The 2,590-nt window shown below is 69.2% G+C and carries 3 protein-coding genes; 1 reads left to right on the top strand and 2 read right to left on the bottom strand.

From position 1 onward, the window contains the following. Positions 1-34: 34 nt before the first annotated feature. Both D471_RS35690 and D471_RS0122945 read right to left on the bottom strand, forming a co-directional pair. Positions 35-406 carry a hypothetical protein gene (locus tag D471_RS35690; RefSeq protein ID WP_152486406.1) on the bottom strand — a complete coding sequence of 124 codons (372 nt, stop codon included), beginning with the start codon at positions 404-406 and terminating at the stop codon, positions 35-37. A gap of 100 nt (positions 407-506) precedes the next feature. Beyond that, the gene (locus D471_RS0122945) at positions 507-1,022 is read right to left on the bottom strand and encodes an ATP-binding protein (protein WP_152486405.1); all 516 of its coding nucleotides are present in this window, start codon (positions 1,020-1,022) and stop codon (positions 507-509) included. A gap of 345 nt (positions 1,023-1,367) precedes the next feature. Between D471_RS0122945 and D471_RS0122940 the strand changes: the two genes are divergently transcribed. Next, positions 1,368-2,048 carry a GntR family transcriptional regulator gene (locus D471_RS0122940; protein WP_241479687.1) on the top strand — a complete coding sequence of 227 codons (681 nt, stop codon included), beginning with the start codon at positions 1,368-1,370 and terminating at the stop codon, positions 2,046-2,048. Positions 2,049-2,590 lie beyond the last annotated feature (542 nt).

The raw sequence follows: 2,590 nt of genomic DNA, 5'->3' as shown, positions 1-2,590 counted from the left end.
GGGGGGCGCCCCCCCCCGCCACGGGCGTGTCCGGTCAGCCGGATCGGTCGAGGTAGTGGCGGATGAGGGAGGCGAGTTCGTCGAACTCACCCGGTGCCGGTCCCGCCAGGAGGTCACCCTCGGGGAGTCGTGGCCGGGGGATGCGGGTGAGCATGTAGGGGCGGACGAGGGCGCCGCCGATCTCGTCGGGTTCCGGGGCGTCGGGTTCGACGGGTTCGACCGAGGGCGCCGGGGCCAGCGCGGGGCGCTCGGGGGCCGGGGTGATCGCTCGGGGTTCGGGTCCGGGGGTTTGGGGAGTGAACACGTAGGTCAGGGCCGTCGCGAGCGCGGCGGCGGCGGGGAGCCGCCAGAGGCGCGCGGCGAGGGATTCGACGGGCCTACGGTGTCGCCCGTTAGGGTGGTGCATGGTCATCCTCCTGGGGGTTTCAGGTGGTTGATCGCGCCCCGGGCCGGTGTTGCACGCACCGGCTGGGGCGTCTTCTTGCGCGCGGTCGGCTCCTGGCCGGTCATCGGACCAGGTCGTGGTGGGGGTCGATCAGCGCCCAGACGGTGAGGGGACCGCCGTAGAGGCCGGTCCACCACCACTTCTCGGCGACGGCGGCCACGAGGAGGAGTCCGCGCCCGCCCGGGTACAGGTCCTCCGTCCGCTCAGGGAGGCGGGGGACGGTCGTCCGCCGACCGGGGCGGGGGCCGTCGTCGGTCACGGAGACGAGCACGACGGTTCCGGGGAGGACCTCGACCGAGACCTTCACCCGGCCGTACCGCCCACCGGAGGCGGTGTGGCGGACGGCGTTGGTCACGAACTCGCTGACGACCAGCCCCACCGGCGCGGCCTCGACCGGATCGAGCCCGGTGGCGTTCTGGCTCCAGTCGCGGATGCGCCCGACCTGGTCGGGCGTCCCATCGAAGTAGGCGGTGGACTCCCCCGACCGCCGACCCCGCACACGCACCGGCAACCCACCCGCCACCTGTCGGTCTTCGTGCTGGCTCCGCCTCGGTCGCGGGATGTCGGCTTCATGCATCGCTGCTCCTCCACACCGATCGTTGCCTGGAGGCTCAGCCGACTGGGGCACACTGTGCGTGTGACCGTCCATCGCTCCACCAACGTCGGACGTGCCGGAGTCGACTCGTTTTAGAGGGGCTAAACCTCGCTTGTCGACGACGGTAGCCCCAACTCCCCGTCACTGCAATAGGGGGGCTAAAGTTTGATGGAGTAGTCGACCGGAGGATTCGCCTTGGATGCCAGGACATTGCACGACATCGCTGCCATCTCGGACCCGGTGGAGAGGGCTCGTGCGGCGTCGTCCGCCATGACCACGTTGCAGGGACAGAGCGTGGAGCTGTCCAGGATTCGGCGCGGGGCGATCGTGGAGGCCCAGGCATCGGGAATGCGGCAGGATGAGATCGCACGGCATCTCGGGGTCACGCCGGGCAGAGTGAGCCAGATGAAGAAGGCGGGCGGCGATCCGTCCCACAAGGCGCCCGCGGGCCCGCTCGAACCACGCCCCCGTGTTCTGGTGCAGCGCGCGTTGCCGACTCCGCCGAGCACGCGTGGGTCCAAGAGCCTCTACCTCACCGAGGCCGAACAGCAGGGCCTCGAACCGAAGCGGAAGATGCTCTTCGTCGGGCAGGAACCCGCGTCGGAACACGTCGCGGCTGGTCTGCAAGCCGAACCCGGCACAGATGTCGTCGCGCGGCGCAAGATGTTCTGGGCGAACGACGTTCCGGTGCGCATCTCCACCTCCTATTTCCGCCTCGACGTGGCAGAGGGAACCCGGTTGGCGGGGGAGGGGTTCGTCCTTCCCACGCTCCAGGCCGCCATCGAGGACCTGGGGCACGTGTTCGGGCACGCCACGGAGACGCTGACCGTTCGGCCGCCGACGCCTTACGAGGCGGATCTGCTCGACGTGCCCGGCGAGTGGGTCGTGCAGGTGCTCCGGGTCAGTTACTCGACCGAGGACGTTCCGGTCCATGCCCTGGAGACGATCTGTGCCGCGTCGCGGCATGTCTTCCCGATCGGTCAGGTCGCGGGTTCCGATCAGTTCTGACAGTGATCGGGGTGGCCTCGGTAGTGCTTGGGGTCGTGCTCCGCCAGAGGAGGGGTTCTTCGATGGATATGGTGAACGGCTGGTAGAACTGGCGGAATTCCAGTTACAGCGGGGGTTCTGGGGAGAGTGTGTCGAGGTTGCTGTCCTGCCTGGTGCGACAGCCGTGCGCGACACGCAGAACCGGGAGCTGGGGAACTTGGCGTAGCCGAGTGCGGAGGGGGTCGGGCTTCTTGCCGTGCTGAAGCCGTGAGCGCGTCGGACGGTGTTCTTGTGCCTGAATGAGGCAGGCGGGGCGAATGTCTGTTTCTTGGAAACTTGCAGATCTGGTGGTGCTGGCCGGATAGAAACGCAGGTCAGGAAGACTGCTCCCCGCGCACGCGGGGATGGACCCCCATCCACCACGGGCGGAAGGATCGGGATCTCCTGCTCCCCGCGCACGCGGGGATGGACCCCGGTACGACCCCGTCCCGCTGGCGCGCTGGATCTGCTCCCCGCGCACGCGGGGATGGACCCTGTCGCCCGCACCTGCGCCAGACGCCACA

This window comes from Nocardiopsis lucentensis DSM 44048 (assembly GCF_000341125.1).
Lineage (GTDB): Bacteria > Actinomycetota > Actinomycetes > Streptosporangiales > Streptosporangiaceae > Nocardiopsis > Nocardiopsis lucentensis.
Note: the sequence above shows the minus strand (reverse complement) of the source record. Positions and strands in the feature narration are given on the sequence as shown.